Here is a 23,803-nt window from a genome sequence, read left to right on the forward strand (position 1 = left end):
TCAGCATGGCAAGGCATTCGCCCTTTCCGTGTGACCGCTTCGTCTGCCCCCAGCAACCTGCCGGCTCCCGCCCGCTTCGCCGTGTTTGACGGTGATCTTGATGCCGAGTGGGCGGCCCTTTACGCCGGGGCTAGGGCGCTGGCGGTGGACACCGAGGCGATGGGTCTGATTCATGGCCGCGACCGGCTCTGCCTGGTACAGATCTGCGACGACAACGACAACGTTTGCTGCATCCGCCTCCACCGCGGCCAGAGCTCGGCACCCCGGCTCCAGGTCTTGATGGAAAACCCGGCGATTGAAAAAGTTTTCCACTTCGCCCGGTTTGACGTGGCTGCCCTGGCTGAAAACTTGGCAATTGCCGTCGATCCGATCTTTTGCACCAAGGTGGCCAGCCGGCTGGGCCGCACTTACAGCCCCCGCCATGGCCTCAAGGAAGTGGTGCAGGAGCTGGTGGGCATTGAGCTCGACAAGCAGGCCCAGAGTTCCGATTGGGGCCGGGTTGAAGATCTCTCTGATGTCCAGCTGGCCTACGCCGCCGGCGATGTGCGCTACTTGCTTCCCGCTCGCGACAGGTTGGAAACCATGCTGAAGCGGGAGGAGCGCTGGCAGCTGGCTGAGCGTTGCTTTGGCTGCATCCCGGTGTTGGCCGATCTGGATCGCCAGCGCTTTCACCTGCTGTTTGAGCACTCCACCGGCGGCAACCGCTGAAGGGCCCCGGCCGGCTCAGTCCTCCACCATGAAGTTCTCGTCGTTGCCGACTGCCTCCAGCAGGGAGCTGAGCAACTCATGGTGGTTTTCGCCGCTGGCTTGGGCTTCCGCAAGCATCTGCTGGGCCAGGGCGAGCTTGGCTGCGGTTTCTTTCAGCCCCTCCTGGGAGCTGCGCACGTCGACCTTGCGGCGGGCGGCCGCCAGGCTGATGCTCAACTGGCTGGCCAACATGCCGCAGGCGGCGTTGTAGGCCCGATCGGGAATGCCGGCCATGGGCGACGGAGCTGCGGGGGTGGCCGCATCATCCCAGCAGCTGTTGCTCCACCAGCTCGGCTAGCTGGGCGCTGCCACCGTCCGGCCCCATCCGCTCCCGACCCATGGCGCCACGCCGGGCGCATTCGGCTGGATCGTCGAGCAGTTGGTGCAGTTTTAGGGCCAGCTCCTGTTGGGAATGGCAGGGCACGACGGCCCCCCCCAGCAGGCGGCTCTGGCGGCGGGCAAAGCCAGCCTTGAATTGGGGCCCGGGGCCCGGCAGCGACAGGCAGGGCACCCCCAGCCCCGCTAGTTGCTCCGTGGCAGTGCCCGCGGTGGCCAGGCCCAGCTCGGCCCAGCCGGCCCAAGTGGCGAAGCGGTTTTGGCCAAGCAGCAGGGTCCAGCGGCCCCGTTGCCAGCTGCTAATGGCTCCGCTGGCGGCGCTAGCTGCTGCTGGCGATAGGGGCGTAAAGCCCGCTTGCCCCAACAGCTCGGCCCAGGCGGCGACCGTGGGCGCCGATCCAGAGGCCACCAGCACGCTGGCTGGCTGCCGCGGCTGCTGGAGGTTGAGGCAGCCCAGCAGCCGGCGGGCATTGCCGAGGGCTTCGGGCAGGCGGCTGCCGGCCAGCAGGATTAGGCGCCGCTGGCTTGCCAGCCCGGCCGGCAGAGGGTTGTGGCGGAAGCCATCCATCATTGGGTTGCCAGGAGCCAGGGCTGCCACCTTGTGGCGCCGCAGCCCTTGGGCGGTGAGCTGGTCGCGCACGGCCACGAGCCGGCAGCGCCGGCTGCCCATCAACGCCCATTCCCACGGATCCCATTCGCTGCCCTTGCAGCGGTGGTAGGCATCAGCGAGCGGTGTCGCCGCCCAGTCCGGTGGTGCCGGCGTGGCCCAGGTGTGGTCGCTTTTGGGGGTGCCGATGAAGCCGAAGCTGCCGCCGCCGCTCCAGGCCAGCAGTAGGGGCAGCAGGTCGCCAATTGCTAGCACCGGGCTGCCTTGACGGGCCAAGTGGCGCACAAGTTGCAGTTGGCGCCAGCTCAGCAGGGGCAGTCCGGCCCCGAGGTCCCGGGCCAGGCCCCTCAAGCTCTGGTTGCTGAAGCCACCACTAGGCAGCTGCAGCTGGGGGCCGATCTGCTGCAGGTGGCCGGCAGCTGCGTCGGCGCTGAACGCCTCGCCGAGCCCCACCAGGGGCAGTACCTGGATTTCCAGGTTGGGCCGCCGCGCCCGTAGGGCCTGCAGAACCCGTTGGGCGATCAGATCCTCACCGTGGCCGTTGCTCAGAACCAGCAGACGGGAGGACATGCCGTGGCTGATACGATCCGCTGCAGGGAGTTTGCTCCCCGGCCGGCGGCATGGCCAAGTGGTAAGGCAGAGGATTGCAAATCCTTTACCCCCAGTTCGAATCTGGGTGCCGCCTTTATTAATGGCTTCGGCTTGAAGCTCCGCCTCATTTCAGAGGCGGGCCTGAGCTTCCCACCTCTGTCCGCTGGAATCACTGGCCTCGCACCTCACTCGATGGCGTTCCAGCAGGCATGTCCCTTTGGCTAGCTGGGCCCGGGGCAAGGTGGGCGCTGGAGATCCGTCTAATGCCACGTTGGTGGCCACCGTGGTCACATCCAGCTGGATAGGCCATTGCGGTTTGCATTTGCCATCGGCGCCGCAGCGCATCGGCTTTTGACCGGGGGCGAGCACACCGGCGAACACCAGGCTCCTGCTGCCGAATAGTTGGTTGGCAGAGGGCGTGATCAGGCGCACACTCAGCAGCCCCTCCATGTTTTGTTCAAGCCGCAACCGGACGCAGTTCTGCTTCTGTTCGCGCAGTAGCTGGGGTTGCCCCATCTGGCCCTGCCTCAGTGAGCAGCCTCTTAGCCCGATCTCCCAGCGCCCGAAGCCCCCTGCTTGGGCGGCGCTGGCCCAGGCCAGCAGCATCAGGCCCAGGCTGAACATTCGAGCCATGGGCGTGCTCAGTAGCCCGAGTCGGCCACGCAGCTGCCCTGGCAGCTGATGCCATTGCTGGCGGTGCGTCCGCAGTGTTGGCAAAGAACTGGGTCTGGGGGGAGCGCCGGTTCGGCTGCAGCATTGGGCAAGCTGGCGGTGCTGCCGGGGTTAAGGGCATCGGGCATTTTGGGGAGTATCAGGGTTGGCAAGTAACTCCACGATGGCGCATCCAATTGGCCAACCAGGCATCGGTGTTGGCACTTGGGCCTGGGGAAACCAGTTCCTCTGGGGCTACGACCCGAGCCAGGATCCGGTGCTTGAAGCCACCTTCCAGCGGGCTGTGGTCTGCGGCCTGCACACCTTTGATACCGCTGACTCCTACGGCACTGGCAGGCTTAACGGCCGCAGTGAGGCCCTTTTGGGCCGCTTTGCGGCGGCCCTACCGGCGGCCCAGCGCGACCAGCTGCTGGTGGCTACCAAGCTCGCCCCCTTCCCCTGGCGACTGGGGCGCCGCGGCTATGAACGGGCTTTTGCAGCGTCGAAACGGCGCCTGGCCGGTCGAATTGATTTGGTGCAGCTGCACTGGAGCACGGCTCGTTACGCCCCCTGGCAGGAGGACCCCCTGCTTGAGGGTCTGGCTGATCTGGTGCAGCAGGGGGAGGTGGCGGCCCTTGGCGTTTCAAATATGGGACCGCGTCGCCTGCGGGCGGTGCACCGGCGCTTGGCCGAGCGGGGAGTGCCGCTCAGCAGCCTCCAAGTGCAGCTATCACTGCTGGCACCCAATCCGGTCCAGCCGGGCGGCGTGGCTGAAGTCTGCCGTGAGCTGGGTATTCGTTTGATCGCCTACAGCCCCCTGGCCCTGGGGCTGCTGGCCAGATCAATGGCGGATGGGCCTCTGCCTAGGGGGCCAAGGGGAGCTTTGTTCCGCCGTCTAGCTCCCGCCTTGGTTGAGCTCCAGGCTGAGATGGCCCGAATCGCGGCCAGTCGCGACGCCGGCCTGGCGGCGGTGGCCCTCAACTGGTGTCGTGCCCACGGCGCTTTGCCGATTCCTGGCCTGCGCCGGCCGGAGCAGGTGGAGCAGGCCGCGGCTGCCCTGGCCTGGAACTTGTCTGAGGAGGAGCGTCGCCGTCTAGATGATCTGGCGCTGGGATTGGACGTAGGCATGCCTGCCAATCCCTTCCAGAGCGACTAGCCGGCCTGGGGGGCTGGATCGAGGGTGAGCACCACCGGCATGGCCTGGGGGCGTACCAGGGGCACCACAGGGCTGGGACCGTGGTCGCCGTGGCTTTCGGCTTCGGCGGCCGCTTCGGGACCGCAGGCTGCCAGGGCTTCCTGCAGCAGGGAATCGAAGGTGGCTCCAGGCAGCCGGTGGCGTGCCAGCTCCAGGAAGGCTCGAGCCAGCGACTCACCAGCCGCTGCCCTCAGGGCGGGGTTGTTGTGGCGTAGCTGCAGCTCGTCATCGATTGAGCGCAGGAAGCGCTCCGTAACATCCCGCTTCGTGGAAGCCCGGATCCTGGTGTCCTGTTCGGCCTGGGATAGGAAAGGCTGAGCCTCAAGCTCCTCAAGCCGGCGACCCAGGCTTTCAAGCACCTCCCGCGCTTCTTTGGTCACGTGGGCCAGTTGGCCGTCTGAGAGCCGGGGCAGGTCGGCTACATAGACCTTGCCGTGATCTCGCAGGGTGAGGAAGGTGGGCCTCACTCCACCCCGCTGGGGCGCTGCCTGAAGCTCTCGGGGGCGTTGCGGCCGGGCTGGGGCTACGGGGCCGGCCGAGCTGCGGCGGCGGGTGATGCGTTGACCGGTGCCGAGGGGAGGTGCAGCGGAGGAGCCCAAGGGGCTTGGGGCCGCTATTCGCTGTGGTGAACCTATTGATTGCGTCATGACGCCACTCCTAATACAACTACGTATGGCTCGAACATCGCCCCGGCTCAGGAACCGGGGCGATAGGTGTTGATCAACTTCGAGGCCAGCACCCTAGGCAGGAGAGCGTCTTCCGACCGGGCCAGCAGCCCACTCTGATGCAATTGGCCATTGGCAGCCGGGCTGATCAAGCGCTGAAGGGAAGTCCTGCCAGCGGTTGCGCTCCAGCACTGCCATTGGCCACCGCGCCCAGCTCCCAGGCCTCGTAGCCAGTGTCTTGGCAGATTGCGAGAGCTTGATCCGCTGCAGCTGCCGGCACCACTAGGCAGTAGCCCACCCCCAAATTGAAGGTGTTCCAGAGATCGGCCTCCGGCACTTCGCCGGCTTGCTGCAGCCAGTGGAACAGAGCTGGACGCTGCCAGCTGGCTGGGTCGATCACGCCGTGCACCCCAGTGGGCAGGCAGCGGGGCAGGTTTTCAGGCAGGCCGCCGCCGGTGATGTGGGCCATGCCGTTTATGGGCACCTTGCTGGCAAGCAAGGCTTTAACCAAGGTTCCATAGAGACGGGTGGGGGCGAGCAGGGCATCTATCAGGTTTTGGTTGCTGTGGGGCAGGGTCGTGAGTTCATCGACTGCCTGGCTCTCAAGAATGCGGCGCACCAGGCTGAAGCCATTGCTATGGACCCCACTGCTGGCCACCGCCAGGATGCGATCCCCTGGACTAACGGCCCGTCCATCGATCAGGGCGCTCGCCTCGACCACGGCCACGCAGAAACCGGCCAGGTCGTAGCGGCCCGGGGCATAGAAGCCAGGCATTTCGGCTGTTTCGCCGCCAAGAAGGGCGCAGCCGCTTTGGCGGCAACCATCGGCGATGCCCTCCACCACCTCAGCCATGGCCTCCGGGCTGAGCTTGCCTGTGGCGATGTAATCAAGGAAGAAAAGCGGCTCGGCCCCGCTGGTGATTACGTCGTTGACGCACATAGCCACCAAGTCGATGCCCACATCGTGGTGGCGGCCGTAGGCCTGAGCCAGCTCAAGCTTGGTGCCAACCCCGTCGGTGCCGGAGACCAGCAGGGGATCCCGTAGCCCGGCGGGCAGTCGGCATAGCCCCCCGAAGCCTCCGAGCCCGCCCACAACCTCAGGGCGCCGTGTCGCTTCAACACTGGATCGGATCCGCTCCACAAACTCCCTGCCTGCGACCACATCCACCCCGGCTGTGCGGTAGTCCATCCCGTGCGAACCCATCTGCAGCTCCGATCCTCTGATGCCACCTGCCCAAATCCGGGGCCAATTGCCCGATTGGCACCCCAAACGATTAGCTGCGCTGATGATTGTGATTTGGGTCGCTGATCCTCGCTGGCCTTGCCTACCCCCGCTCAGCCCTGTAAGCGCCTGCCCTGGTCGCTTGGATGACAATTGCTGATCAATCTTGTAGGTGTCGTTTTTGACCGAAACGGCCGGCTGAAGCAGTTAACTTTGCCCTGTCGTCAATTCCCGATAGGAACCCCGAACGCGAATTCGTATCTCAACTCCATTCAGTTTGAGATCGAATCCAACGCTGACGAATCACTAATTGCCTCTGGCTGGTGATTGCCGCAACAGCGGCGAGTTTCGTTTGTTATGCGCAGCACCTTCTCCCTTGGGGCTCTCGCCCTGCTTCTCTCCGGCAGTGCTTTGGTTCCCGCCATCGCCGAGTCCAGCCTCGCCTCAACCAGCAACGATGCTGTAGCGATGGCTGTTTCCAGCCCTGAGCCCCAAGGCCCTTCGCCTGCAGTCGCCATCCGCGAGGTTGATGTGGAGCTGTCACCAAGTGACACCCAGATCAAGCAGGCTCCTCCGACCCCTATCGCTCCTGCCCCAAAGCCAGCGCCCCGTGTGGTGCATAGCTCCAAGGGTCAGGCAAGTTGGTACGGCCCCGGATTCTTCGGCAACCGCACTGCCAACGGCGAAGTCTTTCGTCCTGGCACCCTCACGGCGGCCCACCGCACCCTGCCTTTCGGCACCAAGGTGCGTGTGACCAACCTCTGGAATGGCCGCACCGCCGTGGTGCGCATCAACGACCGGGGTCCTTTCCACGGCAACCGCGTCATTGACATTGCCCATGGAGCTGCCCAGTCCTTAGGCCTCACAGCCAGTGGCGTTGCTCAAGTGCGTCTCGAAGTGCTCCAGTGAGCTGAGCTAAGCCAGCTCCCCTCAATCAGCCCATCCGCCAATCTGGCGGGTGGGTTTTTTGTTGGCTGCCGCCGCTCTTTCCTTGGACCTGCTCGAAACATGCCAAGACCTAGCCGCCTGGCGGCAGCAGCAGCAGGCTCCCCTGCATTTCGTGCCCACGATGGGGTCGCTGCATGAGGGTCATCAGCAGCTGATTCGCCGAGCAGCGGCACTGAGGCAAGGGTCAGGCCAGCCCCCATCTGTGTTGCTGAGTGTGTTTGTCAATCCCCTGCAGTTCGGCCCTGGGGAAGATCTCGAGTCCTATCCCCGGGACCTCCGTTCCGACATTGATCTAGCCGCCGCCGCCGGTGCCACGGCCCTGTTTGCTCCCAGCGTGGCGGAGATCTACCCCCGGGGCGAGGCCGGCTTGACCCGGGTGGTGCCGCCTTTGCTTTTGCGTCAGGGGCTCTGTGGCCTCCACCGGCCCCAGCACTTTGAGGGGGTGGCCACCGTGGTGATTCGGCTGCTGACCCTGGTGCGCCCTGATCTCCTGCTGCTTGGCGAAAAGGATTGGCAGCAGCTGGTGATCCTGAGGCGGGTGGTGGCGGATCTGGGCTTGCCGCTGCGCATTCAGGGCTGCCCCACAGTGCGGGAGGCCGATGGGCTCGCCTGCAGCTCCCGCAACCGTCGCCTTTCCCCCTCCCAGCGCCAGCAGGCCGCGGCGCTGCCAGCTGGTCTGGCGGCTGCGGCTGCCCAACTGCGTGGCGGCCTTTCCCAAGCCCCAGCGCTCACTTCCCAGCTGGCCCAGCAGCTGGAAGCGGCGGGCCTGAGGGTGGATTATGTGGAGCTTGTGGCTCCCCATAGCCTGGAGCCATTGCAGCAAGTGCAAGGCTTGGCCCTGCTCGCCACTGCGGTGCACTGCGGTTCAAGCCGCCTGATCGACCATTGTTTTCTGATGTCTCGTCTGCCGATCGTTGCCATTGATGGACCAGCGGGGGCGGGCAAGAGCACCGTCACCCGTGCCTTTGCGCGCCAAATGGGCCTGGTTTACCTGGACACCGGCGCCATGTACCGGGCCCTCACCTGGTGGGTGCTGCGCCAGGAAGCCGACCCTGCCGATGCGGCGGCTGTGGAACCCCTGCTGCTGGGCCTGGATCTGCAGCTCAGTGCCAGCGGCGCCGGCGAGCAGCTGGTGAGCATCAATGGCTTCGACGTGGCCGAGGCGATTCGCAGCCCGGAGGTAACGGCCCAGGTCTCCCTGGTGGCTGCCCACGGCTGTGTGCGCCAGGCCCTCACTGCCCAGCAGCAGGCCATGGGGCTTAAGGGGGGGCTGGTGGCCGAGGGCCGCGACATCGGCACCGCCGTTTTCCCCGACGCCGAGCTCAAGGTTTTTCTCACGGCCACTGCGGCGGAGCGGGCCCGCCGTCGCGCCCAAGACCTCGAGCGGCGGGGCTTTGAGGTGCCACCTCTGGCTGAACTGGAGGCCCAGATAGTTGCCCGTGATCACCAGGATTCCAGCCGGGAGGTGGCTCCGCTGTGCCAGGCAGCGGATGCGGTGGAGCTGGTTACGGACGGTATGGCCATTGAGGCTGTGATCCAGGCACTCGTGGACCTGTTCCGCGAGAGGGTTCCGGAGGAGGCCTGGCCGGCCGCTAACGGCGTTTAGTCGTTTAGACGTCTAGGGCCTGCAGCAGGCCACTGCAGGCGTCTTCCAGTAGGTCGAGCACGTGCTCAAATCCCTCGGCTCCCCCGTAATAGGGATCGGGCACTTCGCTGACATCAAACCGACTGCAATAGCGCAGTAGCGGCTCGATGCGGGCGAGGCTGCTGCCGCCAGCTTTCCCGGCTAGGGCTTGCACCTGAAGCAGGTTGCTGGCGTCCATGGTGAGGATGTGGTCGAAGCGGTTGAGGTCCGCTCGCTCCAGCTGTCGCGCCCGGCTGGGTAGCTGGATGCCGCGGCGGCTGGCGGCTGCGCGCATGCGGGCATCGGCAGCCTTGCCCACATGCCAGCCCCCGGTGCCAGCCGAATCCACCACAAACCGCTCACCAGCCTGAGATTGCTGGAGCAGGTGCAAAAACACCCCTTCAGCGGCTGGGGAGCGGCAGATGTTGCCCAGGCAGACAAACAGCACCTGTTTCTTCATTGCAGCTCCAGCCGTGAAAGGGCCAAGTTGGCGCGCCTCTGCACCACCGGAGCGTTGTCTGCGGCCGCTTCCTGCAGTGTGAGCAGGCCCTGTTGGGCCAGCTGCCTCTCCGGTCCTGCCGCGGGCAGGCCAGCTGCCAGCAACTCCAACCCCACTGCCACCGCGTAGCGCACCACCCACTCGCCGTCGCTAGTGGCGGCCAGCAGGGCTCCTAGGCACTGACGCCGCACAGCTTGCTGTTGGTCAGGGGGGAGCTCGTCCAGTTGCAGTTGGCCGAGCCCCTTGGCGGCAGCCCGGCGCACGCTGGCAGCTACGTCGCTGCCGAGGGCATCGAGCAGCAGCTCTAGCCCACGCACATCACCGATGCCGGCGAGGGCGCGCACGGCCCAGGCCCTAGCCCCGTAATTCACTGGGTCGAGCTGCAACAGGGCTTCCACGGCCGCTGGCCCCAGGCTGATCAGCCCCTTCACGGCGGCTACCGCCGCACCGGGGTTGTTGAAGCCCAACACCTCCACCAGCACTGGAGCTGCGCTGGCATCGGCGCAGCTGGCCAGTTCCTGGGTGGCTTGCTGTAGGGCCAGGGCACTGCCGGCCTGTTGCAGGGCTGCAATCCGGGCTGCCACCAGTGAAACCTGGCTCATAGCAAGGTGTCCATGTAGGCCAGCAGGGCCTCGTCGCCGGGGTCGCCGCTGCCCTTTTCCACCAGCCCCCGCAGGGCAATCAATTTCAGACTGTTTTCGGCAAGGGTGGCGGCAATGGCTTTAAATCCGGGCCGCCAGCCGGCGGCACCTAGATCCATCAGGGCTGCATGACGCACCTGCAGCTGGGGATGGTCAAGTAGGTCCACAAGCAGTTCCCCCCAGCGCGCCTCACCGCTCAGTTGCAGCAGGGTGCGGGCCGCAGCGCTGCGGATCAGGGGGCTCTCGTGGCCGAGGAAGGGTTTCACCACGGCCAGCACCCGCGGCTCGTTGACACCGATGTCGCCCAAGGCCTCCAGCAGAGCTTCGCAGGGTTCCATCAGGCGGTGGCTGTTGGCCTGCTGGACGCCAGCCACGGCGGGGCCGCTGGCTAGCCTCTCGCAGAGAGCCTCAATGGCTTCGCTGGCCCCGAGTTGGCCCAGGGCCCGGGCTGCCGCTTCCCGTAGTCCGTCGTCGCCGTCCTGCAGGGTGTCGAGCAGGTCGGGGATGGCCGCTTGTGCTGCTGGAGCCAGTTTGCCGAGGGAGCGGGCGGCATTGCGGGCTACTGCGTTCTCCTCGACGCCGGCCCCGCTATCCCTGGGCCGGCGTCGACGCAGGGCTTGTTGCAATAGGGGCACTGCCTCTGGGTGCTGGCTGCGCATTCGGCCCAGCCACCAGGCTCCGTAGTACTGCTGGGAGGAGTCTTCGCTCTGGCGGAGCCGGCGCAGGGCTTCCTGCTCACTAATGGGTTCGCCTGCCTGGGGGGGGCTGGCGTCGTCGTCGGCCATGGGTGCTGTCGCGAGACGCGGGCTCCAAGTGATGTTGCCACTGCCCGGTCTGGTTCGAAATTTCAGCTTGGGCATGATTCCGGCAGGTCCGCTGAGGCCTGGCTCTCAATGAGTGAGAGCCAGCCAGGCACCGGAATCGCATAAATGGGGCTTTCAAAGCATCAACTCAGCCCCAGGACCAACGCGCGTGGCGGGCCTACTACTCCAGTCGTGAACTCTTCGCAAAGGGGCAAACCAATCCAGGGCGCCCCCTCTAAGTTGCTGCCGACATACCTGTTCCTCAGACCGGCACCTATGGCTGTTGCGCTCGCTTCCCAACTGCGTGAAGGCACCAAAAAGGCCCACACGATGGCGGAGAACACCGGCTTCGTGAGCTGCTTCCTCAAGGGGGTGGTGGATAAGGCCAGCTACCGCACCCTGGTGGCCGACCTTTATTTCGTGTACACGGCCATGGAGGAGGAGTTTGGCCGGCTTAGGGAGCATCCGGTGGTGGGCCCAGTGGCTTTCCCAGAGCTGAACCGGCGCGAAAGTCTCGAGCAGGATCTTGCCTTTTATTTCGGTGGCGACTGGCGTAATGCGGTCCAACCCACCCCTGGAGCCCAGCAATACGTAGAGCGGCTGCACCAGGTGGCTCAGGAGTGCCCGGAGCTGCTGGTGGGTCACCACTACACCCGCTACATAGGTGATCTTTCTGGAGGCCAGATCCTCAAGAACATCGCCCAGAAGGCGATGAGCCTGGGCGAGCACGATGGCCTGCGTTTCTACGAATTCGCGGCTATTCCCGATGAGAAGGGCTTCAAGGCCAACTACCGCACCACCCTCGACGCCCTGCCGATCGACCAAGCCATGGCCGATCGCATTGTGGAGGAGGCCAACCACGCCTTCCACCTGAACATGACCATGTTCCAGGAACTGGAAGGCAATCTGATCGCTGCCATTGGCAAGGTTCTGTTTGGCTTCCTTACCCGGCGTCAGCGTTCGGGCAGCACGGAAGTGGTGGCGGCCTGAGGCTTAGCGGCGCTTGGATCGGACCCATCAGTCCTCAATTAGATCAACGCTCACCAGCCGGGTGAGACCTCCAGGGGTGGCTGGGTCGATGGTGCCTGGCTTGAAGTTGGCCTGAAACCACCACTGGCGACCATCTTTGCTGCGCCGCTCGACACGGAAGTTGTCCAGTCCCTGCTCCCGCAGTGCCAGTTGCAAAGCATCTCCGCTGCAGCCGGCGCAAGTCACGGAAACTGGCGCTAGTCCAGGCACTTCGACGCAATAGACGGGCATGGGCTTAAGGAGATAGCTCAGGCTGCCACAAGAACCGAGTAGGGCTCAGGGAGCGTCATCCGTAGCGGTGACAACGCAACCCCCCATCCGGCAGGCCTAGGGTTGCAAAACTTCATGATTGGGCTTTGCGGGATGACTTCTGCCCCAGATCTGGCTTCCCTCTATCAGTTGCTGTCTCTCCAAGAGCGCCCGATCCTGCCCTCGGGCGAGCGTCGCGCAATCCTGGGTTGTGGCTATGTGGGCGAAGCGGTTGCCAAATCCTGGAAGCAGGAAGGGCATGCACTTTGGGGCACCACAACCCGGCATGAACGCTTGGCAGAGCTGGCCGACCTAGTAGGGAATCCGCTGGTTTTTGATTCGACGGATCCCTCCAGCAGTCTGGACTTCGCAGCAGATCTCGACGGCATCTTGGTGTCCTTCGCTCCGTCGAAGAGTTCCAGTGTTGAGCTGAGCCAATACGAGCAGACCTTTCTTGGCGGTCTGCAACGGCTGATCGAAACGCTTAGCCGTCGGCCTGTCAGCTCGCCACTCCAGCTTGTTCACCTAAGTAGCTGTGGCGTGTATGGCAACCGGCAGGGAGCGCTCACAAGTGAGAGCGATCCAACTGATTCAAATCATCCAGTGAATTCCGTGCTCGTGAGGGCAGAGCAGATGATCGCGTCGGTCCGCTCCGAATCGATCAAGGTCTGCGTGTTGCGCCTCGGTGGCATATATGGGCCTGGACGTGATATTCCGGCCATGTTGCTCAGTGCAGCTGGCGGATTAGTGCAGCGTAATGGCTTGAATGTGCCGTGCTGGATTCACCGCGACGACATCGTTCGCGGTATCAACTTCGCCTTTGACCAAGGCCTGAATGACACGTACAACCTGGTCAATGATACCCAGTACAACGGCCAGGAGCTCACAAATCGGTTGTGTGAGCGCGCTGGGCTGCCACTGGCCAAGTGGTTGACCAGAGACACCAGCGATCGAATCCTTAATGCGCGGGTGAGTAATGAGAAGCTTAAGCAGCTTGGCTTCAGCCTCTCTCATCCATGCATGGTGGGCTGATAGCGGCGCTCTATCCAGGCCAAGAGATTGTGATTGGCATCAAACTCCATTGTTAGATGCACAAAGTTTTGACGATCTAGTATGCAGCCGAAGTGGAGGCCAAATGAATGCTTTGGCAAAATCTCCGGCAGGCTGCAGATTAAATTATCTGCAAATAGCCCGTTCACTTCATTTTTGATAAACCATTCGCTACAGAATGGCGCCAGCCGCTGTTCTGACATTGCAATTCCAGAACTGAATCCGGGTCTGATCACTGATTCCACCCCTTGCCAGCCAATGACGGTCTCTAATACCGCCTCCAACGATTGAAACTGAGTGCGTTCTGGGTCAGGACTGGTGCGTTGGCAGCGGAAGGGTGTGGCGGCGATTGAGTCCAGCAGCATCTGTCCATCCGGTTGTTGCTGGTAAAGCGCAACCAGCATCGAACGACTGCGACCGCTGAAGAAGTTCACTTCATGCCCAGCACGCGCGACGCTGCCTGCCATTTGCAGGCTCGACTGACCTGCAGTCTGCGGAAAATGCCAGCAGTTGTGGCTGAGGTTGTAATTGTGCCGATATAGGGGGAAGCGGCGTTCTCCACCCGGTGCGAATCGAAGGCCGGTTCCATGCCATTCACCCGTATGCGCATCCGAGAAGCGGATGGCGTAAAGCGAGGCCTCCGGGTTGACGGTGCCCTGCTTCATGTTCATGCCGTCGCCGTTGCGGCCATACCAGGTGGTTGTTCCCTGCCAGTCGCCATCAAAGCTGGCGCGCATAAGGTCCCATTGCCGATCAGCTGCGGCTTTGGCGTGGTTATCTGAAGCTTCCATCGTCTTCAGTTTGGTAATCGGGTTTTCCAGAATCGTTGTTTCGTGATCAGAGGGGTCCGCAGCGAAAAGTTTATGGGGCTCTCAGGCCACTATCCGCTGGTGAAAGATCCCTGGGGCTGGGGCGTGGCTTGATCCACTTCGTTGTCAGGGCTGACCCTAAACGTTTCTTAATTAACCGAGCGAGTGCAGCTGCAAGCGGTTGTAGACCTAAGGTGATGATTGGCCTCATGATCGCCAAGCCATGGCCAAGGTAGGTGTGCTCCTGCTGAACCTCGGGGGTCCGGAGCGCATCCAGGATGTCGGCCCTTTTCTCTACAACCTGTTCTCGGATCCGGAGATCATCCGGCTACCCAACCCGGCTCTGCAGAAACCTCTGGCTTGGCTGATCAGCAGTCTGCGGGCGAGCAAGTCGCAGGAGGCTTATCGCTCTATCGGCGGTGGCTCGCCACTGCGGCGAATCACCGAGCAGCAGGCGCGGGAGCTGCAGAGTGCCCTGCGCCTGCTTGGGATCGAGGCCACCAGCTACGTGGCGATGCGCTACTGGCACCCATTCACCGAATCGGCGGTGGCAGACATCAAAGCCGACGATGTGGATGAGGTGGTGGTGCTGCCTCTTTACCCTCACTTCTCAATTAGCACCAGCGGTTCCAGCTTTAGGGAGCTTCAGCGTCTTCGTCAGGCTGATCCTGTCTTCGCAGCTTTGCCGATTCGATGCATCCGCAGCTACCACGATGACCGGGGCTATATCGACGCCATGGCCGGGCTGATCGCCCGCGAGATCCAGGCCTGCCCGGACCCTGACAGCGCCCACGTGTTCTTCAGCGCCCACGGTGTTCCTAAGAGCTACGTGGAAGAAGCGGGCGATCCCTACCAAGGGGAGATCGAAACCTGCGCCCGGCTGATCATCGAGAAGTTGGAGGCCACATTGGGCCACAGCAACTCTTTCACCCTTGCTTATCAGAGCCGGGTGGGTCCTGTGGAGTGGCTCAAGCCCTACACCGACGAGGCATTGGCGGAGCTAGGGCGGCAGGGTGTGAAGGATCTGGTGGTTGTGCCGATCAGTTTTGTGAGCGAGCACATCGAGACCCTTGAAGAGATCGACATTGAGTACCGCAAGCTGGCTTTCGAGTCGGGCATCACTAATTTTCGGCGTGTGCCGGCGCTTGACACCAACCCTGCTTTCATCCAGGGGCTTGCGCGACTTGTCCAGCAGGCCCTGGATGGGCCCGAAGTGAATCTTGACCAGGCGGCGGCTTTGCCCAGCACCGTGAAGCTCTACCCCCAAGACAAGTGGGCTTGGGGCTGGAACAACAGCTCAGAAGTGTGGAATGGCCGCTTAGCTATGGTCGGATTCTCCGCTTTCCTGGTGGAGCTGATCAGTGGAAGTGGCCCTCTTCATGCCATAGGTCTGCTTTGATCTCCTTTTTACTAGGGATAGTGTCTATCCAGATCGAACAACACCTCATGGATATATGTCTCGGTCCATTCCGTGCCGTGAAAGCGGCCGAGCATCCCCCTTGCCGGATCTTTCTCTGCCCGGTAGCTGGTGTAGCGCCTTTGGCCATTGAGTAATATCGCTGAGCGATCGTCTGCTACGGGGGATGCTTCATCCACGAGCTGTAAATAAAGCTTTAAATACTCAGCAAAGGCTTGGAATATAACGGTACTGATCAGCTCATCGGAGGCTGCTCCCAAAGGTAGACGGGTCCAGAGAAATGCAGGCGAAAAGTAAGGTTCCGCCTCAGCAGGAATGGGTCCGCCATCAGGTAAGTGAGGTTTCCAGTTGTTAAAAATTGGGAGCAATCTATCCCAGACTGGTTGGGTATGGAGGGAATCGCTGCGGTCAACTGGCTGCAGGTCAAGGGCTAGCAGATGGCCTGAGGGCAGCGTGACCAAATCTGCTCCGAAGAAAGGCAGATCAAAACGGCAGTGGGGATTGATGACTAGGTTCAGCACGGACGCTGCTGGCCCCGCCTCCACGCAGGCGGCCCTCACCTGGCGAAGTTTGTTGGTTTGACATGCCCAGGTTGCAGTTTGCACAACTACCGGCTGTGCCTTCGAACCGGTGGATCCGGTTTTTTGCAGAAACTGCTCCGGCACGGGGTAGGCGGCTGGCTCCAATGCCTGAAGCATTTCGACTGCATGATCAAGAAAGGGCTGCCAACGCCAACCGGGGATTCTGACCTGGTCAAGGCTGCAGCTTTGCGGTGCTGTCATTGCTGCGGGCTAGATGGGAAAAGGAACTCGTGCAGAAAACGATCCGACCAAGCCTTGCCGAAGTGGCTGCTAAACAGGCCGTGAGCCGGATCTCTTTCGGCGCTATAGACATCGTATGCCTCCTGCAGGGTTTTCACCTTTTCTGCTGTAACTATGGAAGTGCGTTGGCCGGCTTCGGCGCTGAGCTGCCAGTAGCAGTCGAGAAAGGCAGTGAAAGCTCTGGGCAAAGATTCCTGCGCCTCCTCAGCTCCTCCACGGCAGAACAGCAGCCAGGGCGAAAAATATTGGTTTGGATCAAATGAGCGCATCGCCTCAGCACCGTGAAGATCCGGGTGGCGTGAAATAAGTTCTTTTAGGCCTTGATAATAGGTGTCAAGATAATTTTGATCCTGCAGTAGTGGCTGAAAATCAAGCACTGCGACCAGCTTGCCGCGGGTGCCGAACCAAAGGAGATCGATTCCCATAAGGGGCTGATCGTTGTTGTATTCGGGATAGGCCACCGAATTCAACACTTGCAGGCTGTCCCCCGCGTCCATCCTGGTCACCCGCCAGCGCCGGAACCCAGGCACCTGCCAGAGCCAGCTTTGGATCACGCTCTGCCTCTTCGGGGAGCGACATTCAGCTAGCCCATCGGGTGGGGCAATGGGCTGCGCTCCAGACCGTTCCAGCCTGCTATTGAGCTCTTGCAAAAAAGGGTCAAACATCTCGGAGTGCTCAGGAGCAGGGTGGGTTAACGGAAACCGGCGGCCATGGAATCGGCGCTTTCCCGAAGCGACTGCAGAGTTGCGTCGGAGGGGCAACGAAGCTCCGTGCAGTAGGTGGTCATCGACACACCATCGAGACACTGCACTGAGCTCACCCGCATTCGCACCTGATCCGTGACGAACCAGCAGCGCTCCGTGCCGACATTGCTGTCATAGCGCGTGGTAACGGTCATGACGCCATCAGTTGAAAAGGTGTATTGACTGAGGACGGGCTGCTTCTCCACGTAGCCCTTGTCCCGGACCAGAAAACCCTGAGTGGGATCTCCTGCCAGAGGGATATCTATTAATACAGCCGCTTGATCATCTGTTCTGGCTAGGGGTTTAAGATTGCTCTCCCACCAGAAACGGGCCCCTCCTGCTGCTAGTAGAGGGTTGATATTAAGAGTTAGACATATCTGCTCGACGGCTGGATCCTCAGCGGAGAAGGGCTCGATAACAAGATTGGAATCGCCGAATTCATCATCTTGGTGGTCGAGGTGGTGCACAGCCCGTCGCGTCAGCCAGGTCCCTCGACTGGCCGCCAAGAACTGGTCCATCGTTCGGGCTGGGTCCATGGGTGCCACGGGCGTGTGAGGGGGATGGGAGTTAGTCCTGCTCGGACTTCTGGGACTCAAGCTGAGCCAGAATTGCTTCTAACTTCTGCAGCTCGGGATGCTGAGCCAGGGTGAAGTCCACTTGCTTCTGAGGGAGCTTCAGTCTTTGCCCCATGCCGATCACATCTTTGATAAGTCGATCGCGGTAGGCCGCTAGCTGATCAATCGACTCCTCCAACTCCTGCCGGCTGGGATCGGATGCGTTGATTGCAGACGTGTCGGCGCGAGGGGGAGTGCCGTCGGTCATGGCTTGGATTGGGCGGATGTCAGCATACGGAGTCGACCGCTGCGATCCACTAGAGCAGCTTCAAATGGGTCGCATCCATGGTGAAAATGGAAGAAAAGATAAATCTCCTGGTGCTTTGTTCCGCGATTAGGAGGGAGTGCGTGCCTTCCCCTTGCCAAAACCCTTTGCCAGCGCTGCACTTTTCAAGTCCGAGCGCGATGGGTGACGAAAGTTTGCATGATTGGCTTGATGGGGGGCCTGAGGCGGGAGATGACCGTAGTTTCCCCTTACGCCTTCCCCGAGAGGCAGCTACGCCATACAGACCTGAACAGATCTAACGATCTTCACTGGCTGTCAATTGGCTAAGCACAAGCACCCCTGGCCCCTTTCCCATGCTCGACGCCTTTTCACGCGCTGTCGTCAGCGCAGATTCGAAGACTGCCCCTATTGGAGGCGGTGAGCTCGCTGCTCTCCGTAACTATGTTACTGAGGGAAATAAGCGTCTAGACGCTGTTAACGCCATCACCAGCAATGCCTCCTGCATCGTTTCAGATGCAGTCACCGGCATGATCTGCGAAAACACTGGCCTGATCCAGGCTGGTGGCAACTGCTATCCCAACCGCCGCATGGCCGCCTGCCTGCGCGATGGCGAAATTGTGCTTCGCTACATCAGCTACGCGCTGCTGGCAGGCGACGCATCGGTTTTGGACGACCGCTGCCTGAACGGCCTCAAGGAGACCTACATCGCTCTGGGCGTTCCCCTTCAGTCTGCCGCTCGCGCCGTGGCCATCATGAAGGCTTCTTCCACAGCTCACATCAACGAGACAAACACCAGCGGCACCAACCCTGTGGAAACCCGTTTCCGCAAGATGGAAACCGTTCAGGGCGACTGCTCCGCTCTAGTGGCTGAAGCTGCTACCTACTTTGACCGTGTGATCAGCGGCCTCAGCTGATTCATCCGAAGAGATTGCTTTTTTTAAACCACTACTACTCAATTAAACGAGGATCTTCACGATGAAGTCTGTTGTGACCACTGTTGTGACCGCCGCTGATGCCGCTGGTCGCTTCCCCTCCCAGAACGACCTGGAAGCTGTTCAGGGCAACATTCAGCGAGCTACTGCTCGCCTTGAAGCTGCTGAAAAGCTGGCTGCCGGTCTGGACAAAGTGACCAAGGAGGCTGGTGACGCCTGCTTCAGCAAGTACCCCTACCTCAAGCAAGCTGGCGAAGCTGGTGAGAACCAGGTCAAGGTGGACAAGTGCTACCGCGACATCGCTCACTATCTGCGTCTGATCAACTACTGCCTGGTTGTGGGCGGCACTGGCCCTCTCGATGAGTGGGGCATTGCCGGAGCCCGTGAGGTGTACCGCACCCTGCGTCTGCCTACCGCTGCTTACGTGGAAGCGCTCACCTTCACCCGCGATCGGGCTTGCTCCCCTCGTGACATGAGCCCCCAGGCTCTCAATGAGTTGAAGTCGTACCTTGATTACGCCATCAACGCCCTCTCCTGATCAGTTTCTGATTAATTGTTGAGGACAAACCAGGGAGGCCTTCGGGCCTCCTTTTTTGTGTGAAAATTAGCCGTCGCCTACCCCCTCTCCTCGATGGAAATGGAAGCATTAGATATCTTATTTGATGATCTTGCCCACCCTAATCCTTATATTCAAAGCCAGGCTTTTATGGCCATGGTCAGGGATTGGCCTCAGCAAGCTCTACCTCGCCTGCTTGGTTTGTTGGCCCAACCGGATATAGCTTTACGCAGGGCTTCTGTTCGTGGTATTGGCGCCTTTGGCGCGGCAGCCTTGCTGCCCTTAGCGGATCTTCTTATGGCTAGCACGGACAGTACTATCCGCGCCAGCTGCGTGAAGGCCTATGCCCAGGTGGCTTCAAACCAGCCTGGGATCCATTTCCCCGAGACAGCGATGCAGGCTCTCGAGGAGGCACTTAGCGACGACTCACCGGTTGTGGCTGTTGCTTCGGTGATGGCCCTTGGGCAGGTTGGTGGGCAGGCGGTGCCGCTGTTGCTAAGAGTGGTGGGCGGTGATAATCCAGCCCAGGCGGTAGCAGCTGTCAATGCACTCGCCCAGATTGATGATCCTGCAATTGAACCAACTCTTAAGGATCTGCAGCGCCAACCAAAGTTAGATAGTTATGTGCGAGAGACCCTTGAATCAGCCTTGGCTCGAATAAGGGACCTGCAAGCACGTCAACCTCAGCCGGGCTGACGCGAGACGATTGTTATCCTCACTTGCTTAGCTGACTGATCGCTAGCTCTAGCACTAATCTGACACCAGGTTGTACTTCCTGTTCCACACTTGCTTTTAAGTCAGGCAATGCATCCCTGGCCCCTAGCTTCATCAGCGATAGAGCAGCGTTTTTGCGAACCTGTTCTTCCGAGTCGGTGAGCAGGGGGAGCAGGCGCGGGCAGGCCCATTCTGGCTCCTGCAACTTCCCCATCAGCGTTGCAGCTTCTGCCCGCACTTCGGAGTCCAGGTCATCCAGCGCGGTTAGAAGCAGCTGTCTCGCCTCGTCATCCCCCAAAGACTGGATCTGTTCGCCGAGAGCTGCTATTGCTGCCGCTCTTATCCTGGCATCCGGCGAGCTGGCTGCTTGGCGAAGCGCTTCGGGCGCCTTGGCGCCGATAAAAGCGATCCCCCAGCTGGCCAGCCCCTGTTGCATGGCCGAAGCTTTTGGATGAACCAGCACTGAGAGGAGTGGATTGAGAGCCTGCTCGCCGACTGCAGCCATCGCTCCGACCGCTGATCCCTGCACAACGGGATCCGAATCTGAGAGTAGGGTTTCGAGTAAAACGGGCAAGGCAGCTGGATCTGCAATCAGGGTCAGAGTCTTAGCTGCAGCGCGTCGAACGGTGACGTTGTCGTGAGACTGCAATGCACGGCAGAGAGTTGGCACCGCTGCAGCACCCACTGCTCCAAGGCTTTCGGCAAAGGTGAGCCGCATCAAGCCCCTGGTATCGCCGAGACCAGCCACCATGCGCTCAATAGCTGGGGTGTCGGATGAAGGAACTAACCCCTGACGAAGTTGGGAACGAAGCTCTGCAGCAAGAATGTTGGCTTCCTCAACGCTCAGTTGCTGGATTCCAGATGCGGGGGTAGCGGACAGCTCGGCAGACAAGGGTCCCTCCTATTGAACTAATTATCAGGGATAGCCGCCGCGATCCTATGGTGGGCTTAACAAGATCAGGACATGACACGCTTTTTGCTCTCCCACAACCTTCAGGTGGTTTCCGACAACCTGAAGGGCTTGAATTCCGCGGAACTGGCGGCTGGTCTCGTTGCACACCTGTCCACCGATGTCCGGGTTCAGGCAGTCAGCCACCCTCACTGGTTGGTTCAGGTGGAAGCCGACCTGCTGCCCGTCGATTTGGCCAATGCCGTACTCCTGGCCTGGCGACAGCTTCGCTGCTCTGCAGGTGCTACTGATCATGATTGCCAGCTGTTGGCCTTAGGTGGACGCAAGGACGATCAAGGCGCCTCTGGAGCGTTGCTGCAGCAGAGTGACTGGGGGGTCGATGTGGTGGAGACTCTGAACACCGCCGCTTTCCTTCAGTCAATCAACTGGGATCTGCTCAAACAGGGGCGTGCTCCTGATGGTGTGTTCGAGCTTCAAGGCTGAGCTGGGCTATTTGCGGCGGCGGCGAGGTGATTGCTGTCCAGACTTGGGTGATTCGACTGGATCCGTAGAGGCTGTGGTCGCCACTGCGGAAACTGAGCTGGCCGCCTCCATCAGACATACCGACGTAACCGGGATTCCATTCTGGTGTAGTTGCTGCATAGTGTGGCTCAGCATATGGCGCGGAACTCGCAGCTTCTGAGCAACCCTCTGGGGAGTTTCAGAATTGATGCTTGTAACAAGTAAAAGCGCACCACATTGATGGGGTCCCATTGTGCCTCTAATTTAGATGGGTTCATATTGAACGCTTCCTGGGCTGGGTTGCATCAAGACACATAACTCTTAAACTTTCAGCGCTCTTGCCCTGCCGGCTATCAGAGTTGGAAGCAGCTCTGCTTTGAGCTCCACAGCCGCGTCCACTTTGACTTCTGAGGACAGTATTTTGGCAAGCTCCAGCAACAGTTACGACAATATCCATCCCGGGCTCAGCCACCATGATGCGCTAGCGATTCTTGAACAATCTCTTGACTCGCTTGATTCTGCCAGCGACTACTACATGGCGGCCGCCCATCTCGTGAATTTCCCCGGCGATAAAACGGAGGAGGCATTATTGAGGCTCATTGATAATTCTTCGGGCGAACAGGCGGTTAACCTTGCGCGCCGCAAAGCGGTCGAAGTTTTGGGCCGGCTTGGGGTTCAACGGGCCATCCCCAGCATTGGGCGTTGCCTAAGGAGCAATGATCACTATCTCGTTGAAAATGCCGCCTGGGCCCTTCTTCAGCTCAATTGCCAGGATGTTGAACTCCATCAGGCAATGCTCCCGCTGCTCAATGATCCAGGCCAGAGCCGCCGGGTTCTTATCCAGGCTCTTGTGGGGTTAGAAGTGCATGCGGCCTTGCCCGTACTTCAATCGCTGCAAGATGAGGCGAATCCAGGGGTTCGCGGCGCTGCTTTGGCCGGGGTTGCACAGCTCAGTGGAGATGGCAGTCGCCTTCAAGAATTGGAAGACCACCTGACCCTGCCTAACCAAATGGACCGGCAGTCGGCGATTCAGGATTTAATTGACTGTCGGGCTACATATCTATTGCCTTCGATTCTCAAGGCGCCCGTGTCCCCTGTGTTCAGGTTGCGCGCTCTGCGGACACTCTGGCCTGGCCAAGACAAAGAACACGCAGGCATTGACCTGCTTACTTGTTTAGATTCGCTGATGTGGGATCAGCCAGAAGGTTTGGTCTTGGCGCACTGCTACGACACTGAACCAACCATATTATTTTTATTTGATGAGTTTTTTGGTACTGACTTTAGCCGTTGCTACCTAGCATTGTCCACATTGAAGCATAGGCCAGTAGAAGAGCTCTGGCCTGTTTTCTGGAAGCGATGGCAGGAGGATGCTTATAATGACTATGGTGCTCATTATTTCTTCATTCAGCTTCTTGGCAGTGTGGATATCTGGCCTTCCGCTGCTACTCCTGTCATTGAGGCATTGCTGCTGGAAGCTATGAACAGCAAGCGCCCACAATTCGGTAAATCAAGAGCGGCTGCTTGCTTGGCTTTGAATAAACACTTTCCTGATATATGGTGCAAAAGTGTGCGGCAGCTTTTGTCCTCCGATTTCACGCCGAGCTGGGAGCTACGTTATGCTGCATTGATGGGTCTTGATTCAATTGATGTTGGGCATAACCATGAAATATTTCAGCTATTACAGAATGCTTTTGCCGTGCAGGATCCTGATGTTTTTGTAGATCGTAGGCGTCAACTGCTTATTTCCGAAAACCGGGTCTGAAAGGACCCACGTTCAGCCCAGTAGCGCTGAATTTCCAGGCCTTTGGGTCTTGGCACAGCTGCTTCAGCTCTCAGTATCTTGAATGTTCGACGGGGCCCCATGGGCCAGTTTCCGATTGCTCTTACAGACCGCACTTGCCCATCAAGCATATTTAGACAGGCTTCAAAACGCTCAAGCTGACTATGATCAATTGTTTCAAAAATAAAGTCTTGGCCTTGGCAAATTAGGTGCTGCGAGCGAATCCAGCTACGGAATTGCTGGATAGCTGGTCCATCAGCTTGCATGGTTTCTGTTTTATCCAATTTGTTCAGATTCTTCTCCCTTATGATTACTTAGACGTGCCCACTCAGCTGTGACTTCATTCTCAAAGCTAGCCACGCGTTCAAAACGTAGTGGCCCATGTTCGGAGCCCCATTGCAAGGTATTGGTAGCTGGATCAAAACCCTGATCTCTACTAATCCAGTTTTCATGATCAACCAACACCTCGCTCACTAGATAGGTAGGCCGCCCATCACGTGGTACTAGGCATTTATTACCAGGCTCTACCTTCCCGCTGAAGCAACCCGGTGTCGTCTCTTGGAAATGCATCGCACAACCGCAGCGTTGTTTGAGGCGATCAATATGAATAAGCTTGAGCAGTTTAGGCGTGAAGCCTGCTCCAGCTAAGCGAATTGGTTGGTCGAATCCAAAATTCTCAACAATCTGCACCTTCTCGGTCGAAATTAGCCGATGTACGCCTTGCCTATATGGTCGCCAAGGATCGTGCCCATAGCTCTGCTCGGAGTAAAAACCAGGGCCCTGAAATATTTCCCAAGGCAGAGGGCGAAAATAGATGTTAATATGGGCAAAATTTACGGGATCTCTCTGTGACTGAGAGAAATTACTGTAGTGTCCAGCTAGAATTTTAGCGAATTTTAGGGTAATACCTATCATGGCGAACT

Annotated in this window: 29 protein-coding genes and 1 tRNA gene; 13 read left to right on the forward strand and 17 right to left on the reverse strand. The window is 60.3% G+C overall.

The window, feature by feature from the left end; translation table 11 throughout:
• The first annotated feature begins 30 nt into the window (after window positions 1–30).
• Window positions 31–708 carry a ribonuclease D gene (locus tag KBZ22_RS09185; protein WP_106632352.1) on the forward strand — a complete coding sequence of 226 codons (678 nt, stop codon included), beginning with the start codon at window positions 31–33 and terminating at the stop codon, window positions 706–708.
• A 15-nt stretch (window positions 709–723) separates the two neighbouring features.
• Here KBZ22_RS09185 and KBZ22_RS09190 read toward each other — a convergent pair whose 3' ends face one another.
• Together KBZ22_RS09190 and KBZ22_RS09195 are read right to left on the reverse strand one after the other, a co-directional pair.
• Window positions 724–981, reverse strand: coding sequence for a hypothetical protein (locus KBZ22_RS09190; protein ID WP_255021756.1), 258 nt, complete (start codon window positions 979–981; stop codon window positions 724–726).
• 28 nt (window positions 982–1,009) lie between these two features.
• Complete coding sequence (locus tag KBZ22_RS09195; RefSeq protein WP_255021757.1) at window positions 1,010–2,260, reverse strand: lipid-A-disaccharide synthase-related protein; 1,251 nt, start codon at window positions 2,258–2,260, stop codon at window positions 1,010–1,012.
• Between the two features lie 44 nt (window positions 2,261–2,304).
• Between KBZ22_RS09195 and KBZ22_RS09200 the strand changes: the two genes are divergently transcribed.
• Window positions 2,305–2,375, forward strand: a tRNA-Cys gene (locus tag KBZ22_RS09200).
• A 35-nt stretch (window positions 2,376–2,410) separates the two neighbouring features.
• Here KBZ22_RS09200 and KBZ22_RS09205 read toward each other — a convergent pair.
• Together KBZ22_RS09205 and KBZ22_RS09210 are read right to left on the reverse strand one after the other, a co-directional pair.
• Complete coding sequence (locus KBZ22_RS09205) at window positions 2,411–2,914, reverse strand: hypothetical protein (RefSeq protein ID WP_255021758.1); 504 nt, start codon at window positions 2,912–2,914, stop codon at window positions 2,411–2,413.
• 8 nt (window positions 2,915–2,922) lie between these two features.
• Window positions 2,923–3,081 carry a hypothetical protein gene (locus KBZ22_RS09210; RefSeq protein ID WP_254998987.1) on the reverse strand — a complete coding sequence of 53 codons (159 nt, stop codon included), beginning with the start codon at window positions 3,079–3,081 and terminating at the stop codon, window positions 2,923–2,925.
• 35 nt (window positions 3,082–3,116) lie between these two features.
• Between KBZ22_RS09210 and KBZ22_RS09215 the strand changes: the two genes are divergently transcribed.
• Window positions 3,117–4,088, forward strand: a complete 972-nt coding sequence (locus tag KBZ22_RS09215) for an aldo/keto reductase (protein WP_255021759.1) — start codon at window positions 3,117–3,119, stop codon at window positions 4,086–4,088.
• Here the strand turns inward: KBZ22_RS09215 and KBZ22_RS09220 are convergent.
• Both KBZ22_RS09220 and purM read right to left on the reverse strand, forming a co-directional pair.
• Window positions 4,085–4,726 carry a hypothetical protein gene (locus tag KBZ22_RS09220; RefSeq protein WP_255019460.1) on the reverse strand — a complete coding sequence of 214 codons (642 nt, stop codon included), beginning with the start codon at window positions 4,724–4,726 and terminating at the stop codon, window positions 4,085–4,087. The genes KBZ22_RS09215 and KBZ22_RS09220 overlap by 4 nt on opposite strands.
• Window positions 4,727–4,940: 214 nt before the next feature.
• Window positions 4,941–5,981, reverse strand: coding sequence for a phosphoribosylformylglycinamidine cyclo-ligase (purM, locus tag KBZ22_RS09225; RefSeq protein WP_255021773.1), 1,041 nt, complete (start codon window positions 5,979–5,981; stop codon window positions 4,941–4,943).
• A 390-nt stretch (window positions 5,982–6,371) separates the two neighbouring features.
• Between purM and KBZ22_RS09230 the strand changes: the two genes are divergently transcribed.
• Together KBZ22_RS09230 and KBZ22_RS09235 are read left to right on the forward strand one after the other, a co-directional pair.
• Window positions 6,372–6,923 (forward strand): septal ring lytic transglycosylase RlpA family protein, encoded by a 552-nt coding sequence (locus KBZ22_RS09230; RefSeq protein ID WP_254929500.1) that lies wholly within the window; start codon window positions 6,372–6,374, stop codon window positions 6,921–6,923.
• 82 nt (window positions 6,924–7,005) lie between these two features.
• On the forward strand, window positions 7,006–8,568 hold the full coding sequence (locus KBZ22_RS09235) for a bifunctional pantoate--beta-alanine ligase/(d)CMP kinase (protein WP_255021760.1): 1,563 nt from the start codon (window positions 7,006–7,008) through the stop codon (window positions 8,566–8,568).
• Between the two features lie 4 nt (window positions 8,569–8,572).
• Here the strand turns inward: KBZ22_RS09235 and KBZ22_RS09240 are convergent, their stop codons facing one another.
• Genes KBZ22_RS09240 through KBZ22_RS09250 form a run of 3 tightly spaced genes read right to left on the reverse strand, consistent with a single transcriptional unit; the run spans window position 8,573 to window position 10,511 of the window.
• Complete coding sequence (locus KBZ22_RS09240) at window positions 8,573–9,046, reverse strand: low molecular weight protein-tyrosine-phosphatase (RefSeq protein WP_255021761.1); 474 nt, start codon at window positions 9,044–9,046, stop codon at window positions 8,573–8,575.
• On the reverse strand, window positions 9,043–9,687 hold the full coding sequence (locus KBZ22_RS09245; RefSeq protein ID WP_106632342.1) for a HEAT repeat domain-containing protein: 645 nt from the start codon (window positions 9,685–9,687) through the stop codon (window positions 9,043–9,045). Before KBZ22_RS09245 ends, KBZ22_RS09240 begins: the two co-directional genes overlap by 4 nt.
• Window positions 9,684–10,511: a HEAT repeat domain-containing protein gene (locus KBZ22_RS09250; protein ID WP_255021762.1), complete on the reverse strand. Its 828-nt coding sequence runs from the start codon at window positions 10,509–10,511 to the stop codon at window positions 9,684–9,686. The genes KBZ22_RS09245 and KBZ22_RS09250 overlap by 4 nt, the downstream gene beginning before the upstream one ends.
• Window positions 10,512–10,805: 294 nt before the next feature.
• On the opposite strand from KBZ22_RS09250, the gene KBZ22_RS09255 reads away from it, so the two are divergent.
• A complete protein-coding gene (locus KBZ22_RS09255; protein WP_255021763.1) occupies window positions 10,806–11,519 on the forward strand; it encodes a heme oxygenase (biliverdin-producing) in 714 nt (237 codons plus the stop codon).
• A 27-nt stretch (window positions 11,520–11,546) separates the two neighbouring features.
• Here KBZ22_RS09255 and KBZ22_RS09260 read toward each other — a convergent pair whose 3' ends face one another.
• Complete coding sequence (locus KBZ22_RS09260) at window positions 11,547–11,789, reverse strand: hypothetical protein (RefSeq protein ID WP_127432026.1); 243 nt, start codon at window positions 11,787–11,789, stop codon at window positions 11,547–11,549.
• A 102-nt stretch (window positions 11,790–11,891) separates the two neighbouring features.
• Between KBZ22_RS09260 and KBZ22_RS09265 the strand changes: the two genes are divergently transcribed.
• A complete protein-coding gene (locus KBZ22_RS09265) occupies window positions 11,892–12,839 on the forward strand; it encodes an NAD-dependent epimerase/dehydratase family protein (RefSeq protein ID WP_127432025.1) in 948 nt (315 codons plus the stop codon).
• On the opposite strand, the gene KBZ22_RS09270 is transcribed toward KBZ22_RS09265, so the two are convergent.
• Window positions 12,818–13,648, reverse strand: coding sequence for a hypothetical protein (locus KBZ22_RS09270; RefSeq protein ID WP_106632850.1), 831 nt, complete (start codon window positions 13,646–13,648; stop codon window positions 12,818–12,820). The two genes, KBZ22_RS09265 and KBZ22_RS09270, sit on opposite strands and share 22 nt — an antisense overlap.
• 241 nt (window positions 13,649–13,889) lie before the next feature.
• Here KBZ22_RS09270 and hemH point away from each other — a divergent pair, with 241 nt between their 5' ends.
• On the forward strand, window positions 13,890–15,065 hold the full coding sequence (hemH, locus tag KBZ22_RS09275) for a ferrochelatase (RefSeq protein ID WP_106632849.1): 1,176 nt from the start codon (window positions 13,890–13,892) through the stop codon (window positions 15,063–15,065).
• Between the two features lie 11 nt (window positions 15,066–15,076).
• Here hemH and KBZ22_RS09280 read toward each other — a convergent pair whose 3' ends face one another.
• From KBZ22_RS09280 to KBZ22_RS09295, 4 genes are read right to left on the reverse strand one after another with little or no spacing between them, the layout of a single operon-like run.
• Entirely contained in the window at window positions 15,077–15,865 is a 789-nt protein-coding gene (locus tag KBZ22_RS09280; protein ID WP_106632848.1) for a phycoerythrobilin:ferredoxin oxidoreductase, read from the reverse strand.
• The gene (locus KBZ22_RS09285; RefSeq protein ID WP_106632847.1) at window positions 15,862–16,569 is read right to left on the reverse strand and encodes a 15,16-dihydrobiliverdin:ferredoxin oxidoreductase; all 708 of its coding nucleotides are present in this window, start codon (window positions 16,567–16,569) and stop codon (window positions 15,862–15,864) included. The genes KBZ22_RS09280 and KBZ22_RS09285 overlap by 4 nt, the downstream gene beginning before the upstream one ends.
• A 26-nt stretch (window positions 16,570–16,595) precedes the next feature.
• Entirely contained in the window at window positions 16,596–17,165 is a 570-nt protein-coding gene (locus KBZ22_RS09290) for a phycobiliprotein lyase (protein WP_106632846.1), read from the reverse strand.
• 49 nt (window positions 17,166–17,214) lie between these two features.
• Window positions 17,215–17,469: a hypothetical protein gene (locus tag KBZ22_RS09295; protein WP_106632845.1), complete on the reverse strand. Its 255-nt coding sequence runs from the start codon at window positions 17,467–17,469 to the stop codon at window positions 17,215–17,217.
• 371 nt (window positions 17,470–17,840) lie between these two features.
• On the opposite strand from KBZ22_RS09295, the gene cpeB reads away from it, so the two are divergent.
• The 3 genes from cpeB (at window position 17,841) to KBZ22_RS09310 (ending at window position 19,671) form a co-directional block, all read left to right on the forward strand.
• Window positions 17,841–18,401 (forward strand): class 1 C-phycoerythrin subunit beta, encoded by a 561-nt coding sequence (cpeB, locus tag KBZ22_RS09300; RefSeq protein ID WP_106632844.1) that lies wholly within the window; start codon window positions 17,841–17,843, stop codon window positions 18,399–18,401.
• 61 nt (window positions 18,402–18,462) lie between these two features.
• Window positions 18,463–18,957 carry a class 1 C-phycoerythrin subunit alpha gene (gene cpeA, locus KBZ22_RS09305; RefSeq protein ID WP_106632843.1) on the forward strand — a complete coding sequence of 165 codons (495 nt, stop codon included), beginning with the start codon at window positions 18,463–18,465 and terminating at the stop codon, window positions 18,955–18,957.
• Between the two features lie 93 nt (window positions 18,958–19,050).
• Window positions 19,051–19,671 (forward strand): HEAT repeat domain-containing protein, encoded by a 621-nt coding sequence (locus tag KBZ22_RS09310; protein WP_106632842.1) that lies wholly within the window; start codon window positions 19,051–19,053, stop codon window positions 19,669–19,671.
• Window positions 19,672–19,690: 19 nt separating this feature from the next.
• Here the strand turns inward: KBZ22_RS09310 and KBZ22_RS09315 are convergent, their stop codons facing one another.
• Entirely contained in the window at window positions 19,691–20,581 is an 891-nt protein-coding gene (locus tag KBZ22_RS09315; RefSeq protein WP_106632841.1) for a HEAT repeat domain-containing protein, read from the reverse strand.
• A 72-nt stretch (window positions 20,582–20,653) separates the two neighbouring features.
• Here KBZ22_RS09315 and KBZ22_RS09320 point away from each other — a divergent pair, with 72 nt between their 5' ends.
• Together KBZ22_RS09320 and KBZ22_RS09325 are read left to right on the forward strand one after the other, a co-directional pair.
• Complete coding sequence (locus tag KBZ22_RS09320) at window positions 20,654–21,082, forward strand: DUF2656 family protein (RefSeq protein ID WP_106632840.1); 429 nt, start codon at window positions 20,654–20,656, stop codon at window positions 21,080–21,082.
• Between the two features lie 418 nt (window positions 21,083–21,500).
• Window positions 21,501–22,862 carry a HEAT repeat domain-containing protein gene (locus KBZ22_RS09325; protein WP_255021764.1) on the forward strand — a complete coding sequence of 454 codons (1,362 nt, stop codon included), beginning with the start codon at window positions 21,501–21,503 and terminating at the stop codon, window positions 22,860–22,862.
• Window positions 22,863–23,156: 294 nt separating this feature from the next.
• Here the strand turns inward: KBZ22_RS09325 and KBZ22_RS09335 are convergent, their stop codons facing one another.
• The gene (locus tag KBZ22_RS09335; RefSeq protein WP_106632838.1) at window positions 23,157–23,795 is read right to left on the reverse strand and encodes a chromophore lyase CpcT/CpeT; all 639 of its coding nucleotides are present in this window, start codon (window positions 23,793–23,795) and stop codon (window positions 23,157–23,159) included.
• Window positions 23,796–23,803: the final 8 nt, after the last annotated feature.

It is taken from the genome of Cyanobium sp. L1E-Cus (genome assembly GCF_024345755.1).
GTDB classification, from domain to species: domain Bacteria; phylum Cyanobacteriota; class Cyanobacteriia; order PCC-6307; family Cyanobiaceae; genus Cyanobium_A; species Cyanobium_A usitatum.

Bases quoted from the DNA above. Each gene is read 5' to 3' on its own strand.
- purM (WP_255021773.1), bottom strand. From the start codon at position 5,981: ATGGACTACCGCACAGCCGGGGTGGATGTGGTCGCAGGCAGGGAGTTT.
- KBZ22_RS09240 (WP_255021761.1), bottom strand. From the start codon at position 9,046: ATGAAGAAACAGGTGCTGTTTGTCTGCCTGGGCAACATCTGCCGCTCC.
- hemH (WP_106632849.1), top strand. From the start codon at position 13,890: ATGGCCAAGGTAGGTGTGCTCCTGCTGAACCTCGGGGGTCCGGAGCGC.
- KBZ22_RS09250 (WP_255021762.1), bottom strand. From the start codon at position 10,511: ATGGCCGACGACGACGCCAGCCCCCCCCAGGCAGGCGAACCCATTAGT.
- KBZ22_RS09295 (WP_106632845.1), bottom strand. From the start codon at position 17,469: ATGACCGACGGCACTCCCCCTCGCGCCGACACGTCTGCAATCAACGCA.
- KBZ22_RS09255 (WP_255021763.1), top strand. From the start codon at position 10,806: ATGGCTGTTGCGCTCGCTTCCCAACTGCGTGAAGGCACCAAAAAGGCC.
- KBZ22_RS09230 (WP_254929500.1), top strand. From the start codon at position 6,372: ATGCGCAGCACCTTCTCCCTTGGGGCTCTCGCCCTGCTTCTCTCCGGC.
- KBZ22_RS09280 (WP_106632848.1), bottom strand. From the start codon at position 15,865: ATGACAGCACCGCAAAGCTGCAGCCTTGACCAGGTCAGAATCCCCGGT.
- KBZ22_RS09245 (WP_106632342.1), bottom strand. From the start codon at position 9,687: ATGAGCCAGGTTTCACTGGTGGCAGCCCGGATTGCAGCCCTGCAACAG.
- KBZ22_RS09210 (WP_254998987.1), bottom strand. From the start codon at position 3,081: ATGCCCGATGCCCTTAACCCCGGCAGCACCGCCAGCTTGCCCAATGCT.
- KBZ22_RS09285 (WP_106632847.1), bottom strand. From the start codon at position 16,569: ATGTTTGACCCTTTTTTGCAAGAGCTCAATAGCAGGCTGGAACGGTCT.
- KBZ22_RS09195 (WP_255021757.1), bottom strand. From the start codon at position 2,260: ATGTCCTCCCGTCTGCTGGTTCTGAGCAACGGCCACGGTGAGGATCTG.
- KBZ22_RS09290 (WP_106632846.1), bottom strand. From the start codon at position 17,165: ATGGACCAGTTCTTGGCGGCCAGTCGAGGGACCTGGCTGACGCGACGG.
- KBZ22_RS09215 (WP_255021759.1), top strand. From the start codon at position 3,117: ATGGCGCATCCAATTGGCCAACCAGGCATCGGTGTTGGCACTTGGGCC.
- KBZ22_RS09190 (WP_255021756.1), bottom strand. From the start codon at position 981: ATGGCCGGCATTCCCGATCGGGCCTACAACGCCGCCTGCGGCATGTTG.
- cpeB (WP_106632844.1), top strand. From the start codon at position 17,841: ATGCTCGACGCCTTTTCACGCGCTGTCGTCAGCGCAGATTCGAAGACT.
- KBZ22_RS09270 (WP_106632850.1), bottom strand. From the start codon at position 13,648: ATGGAAGCTTCAGATAACCACGCCAAAGCCGCAGCTGATCGGCAATGG.
- KBZ22_RS09310 (WP_106632842.1), top strand. From the start codon at position 19,051: ATGGAAATGGAAGCATTAGATATCTTATTTGATGATCTTGCCCACCCT.
- cpeA (WP_106632843.1), top strand. From the start codon at position 18,463: ATGAAGTCTGTTGTGACCACTGTTGTGACCGCCGCTGATGCCGCTGGT.
- KBZ22_RS09335 (WP_106632838.1), bottom strand. From the start codon at position 23,795: ATGATAGGTATTACCCTAAAATTCGCTAAAATTCTAGCTGGACACTAC.
- KBZ22_RS09205 (WP_255021758.1), bottom strand. From the start codon at position 2,914: ATGGCTCGAATGTTCAGCCTGGGCCTGATGCTGCTGGCCTGGGCCAGC.
- KBZ22_RS09260 (WP_127432026.1), bottom strand. From the start codon at position 11,789: ATGCCCGTCTATTGCGTCGAAGTGCCTGGACTAGCGCCAGTTTCCGTG.
- KBZ22_RS09320 (WP_106632840.1), top strand. From the start codon at position 20,654: ATGACACGCTTTTTGCTCTCCCACAACCTTCAGGTGGTTTCCGACAAC.